Consider the following 2,201-nt stretch of genomic DNA (forward strand, 5'->3'; position numbering starts at 1 on the left):
CGGCCGCCCGCCCGGCCGGGGTGGCCTGCCTCCCGCCCGCCTCGATCCGCCCGTGTACGACGCCTCTGGCCAGGCCAAGCTTCTCCGCCAGCATCGCGGCGACTCCCCCGGCGGAACGACCCTTCTGTCTGTGCAGGCCCGCCAGTTCGGCAGTGGCGCGCGCTCCGGCGGCCTCCAGCCGGCGGGCCACGATCTCGGCGCGTCCCACGGCGTCGACCAGCACGTCCGCGTCATGATCCGACCAGTCGACCTGGCAGAGGCTTTCCACGGAGGCCTCGAGGAACGCGAGAACGTCAGACAGCGGAGCCGTCTCCGACCCCTGCTCCGGCGCGTCCCACACTCCCTGTTCCATGGCTCGAAGTATAGAACACACGTACGACACCGAACGGGAGTCGACGAGGGACCGCCGGTCCAGAATTCGCGAGAGATGGTCGGTGCCGGCGAGGAACCGCCGGGTCGGAACTCCTAGTCGACGACGACGAGGGCCAGCCCGAAATCGCCGACCGCATCGGTCCACACCGCCTGACCGCTGAAGCCGTGCCCCGCGAGCTCCTCGACGAGCGCGTGGGGCTCGAACTTCCGGGCGATCTCGGTGCGGATCCCGTCACCGGCGGACAGCGTGCGCCCCCGCCCGAGCGTCGGGAAGTCGATCCGCACCTCGCGCACCGCACGCAGCCACATCTCGATCCGGCTCTCCCGGGCGTTCCACACGGCCTCGTGCCGGAAGTCGCGGCGGTCGAGGCCCGTGCACTCGACGGTCCGCGCGATCACGTCGAGCATGTTGAGGTTGAACTCGGCGGTGACCCCGGCGGCGTCGTCGTAGGCCGCGACCAACCGTTCCGGACTCTTGACCAGGTCGAATCCCACGGCTAACCGGTCACCCGGGGCCATGATGCCGCGCATCATGCGGAAGAACCCGGCGCGCTGCGACTCGCTGAAGTTGCCGACGGTGCCGCCGAGGAACAGCACCAGCCGTCCGCCCGGCTCACCCGGCAGGGGGCCGTCGAGAGCGGTGATGTCGCCGATGACCGGGTCGATCCGCAGACCCGGATACTCCTGCTCGAGCGCGCGGGCGGTCTCGAAGAGCATCTCGGTGCTGATGTCCAGGGGCACGAATCCCGCATCCGCGCTCCCGGCCGCCAAGACGTCGAGCAGCACCCGGGTCTTCTCGCAGGTCCCGGCCCCGAGCTCGACCACCGTCGAGGCCGCGCCCACGATGTCGCCGGCCCGGGACCGCAGGATCTCGGCCTCGGCCCGGGTGGGGTAGTACTCCGCCACGCGGGTGATCTGGTCGAACAGCAGGCTGCCCTTCTCGTCGTAGAACCAGCGCGGGGGCAGGGTGGGCGGGTCGGAGAAGAAGCCTTCGAGCAGGTCCGACTCCAGCGCGGCGGCGTCGGGGTCGGTGGACTCCGTCGTCGTCGTGGTGGTCGTCGTCGTAGTCGTCGTGGTCGGGTTCTCGGTGTCGGTCATCGGGCGAGCCTCAGTCCCGTCGCCGCCCACCGGGATGAGGCGGGGAAGAAGTTCCGGTAGGTGGGTCGCGTGTGGCCCGCCGGGGTGAGTGCGCTGCCACCACGTAGGACGTGCTGGTCGGACATGAACTTGCCGTTGTACTCGCCGGCGGCGCCCTCCTCGGTGACGAACCCCGGGTAGGGCAGGTAGGCGCTGGCGGTCCATTCCCAGACGCCGCCGATCGTCCGATCCGTGGCGGGTTGCGGGTGGCAGCGGTCGGGGTCGAGCTCGTCGCGGATCTCCCAGCCGGCGGTGGCGACCTCCCACTCGAACTCGGTGGGCAGGCGGGCCCCGGCCCACCGGGCGTACGCGTCGGCCTCGTAGAAGGACACGTGGCACACGGGTTCGGCGTCCACGACCGGACGGCGACCCGAGAGGGTGAAGGTGGTCCACTCGCCGTCGGCGGCGGGCGCCCCGGCGGTGCCCGCGGACGCGCTCCCGCCGGCACCGTCCTCGCGCCTCCAGTACCCGGGTGCGTCCCAGCCCTCGTCCTGCACGGCGGCCCACCCGTCGGAGAGCCACAGCTCGGGGCGGGCGTACCCTCCGTCGGCCATGAACTCCTTCCAGTCGGCCACCGTGACCTGGCGGGTCGCCACCTGTCCGCCGGGGATCCACACCCGGTGACGCGGGCGCTCGTTGTCGTAGGAGAAGCCGTCGTAGGAGGAGCCGCCGGAGGGCAGATCGTCGTGGGA

2 protein-coding genes and 1 pseudogene are annotated in these 2,201 nt (G+C 71.5%); all 3 read right to left on the bottom strand.

What is annotated here, in order from left to right; genetic code table 11:
* Nucleotides 1-352 (bottom strand): annotated as a pseudogene (locus G6017_RS04385) (HNH endonuclease signature motif containing protein); the annotation flags it as partial.
* A 113-nt stretch (nt 353-465) separates the two neighbouring features.
* Complete coding sequence (gene egtD / locus G6017_RS04390) at nt 466-1,470, bottom strand: L-histidine N(alpha)-methyltransferase (protein ID WP_182616121.1); 1,005 nt, start codon at nt 1,468-1,470, stop codon at nt 466-468.
* On the bottom strand, nt 1,467-2,201 hold a 735-nt coding region (locus G6017_RS04395), incomplete at its 5' end, for an SUMF1/EgtB/PvdO family nonheme iron enzyme (RefSeq protein WP_182616123.1). The genes egtD and G6017_RS04395, both read right to left, overlap by 4 nt.

This window comes from Dietzia sp. B44 (assembly GCF_014145245.1).
GTDB lineage: Bacteria > Actinomycetota > Actinomycetes > Mycobacteriales > Mycobacteriaceae > Dietzia > Dietzia natronolimnaea.

What these genes read in the sequence shown, in the direction of transcription:
- egtD (WP_182616121.1), bottom strand. Translation starts at nt 1,470, where the DNA reads ATGACCGACACCGAGAACCCGACCACGACGACTACGACGACGACCACC.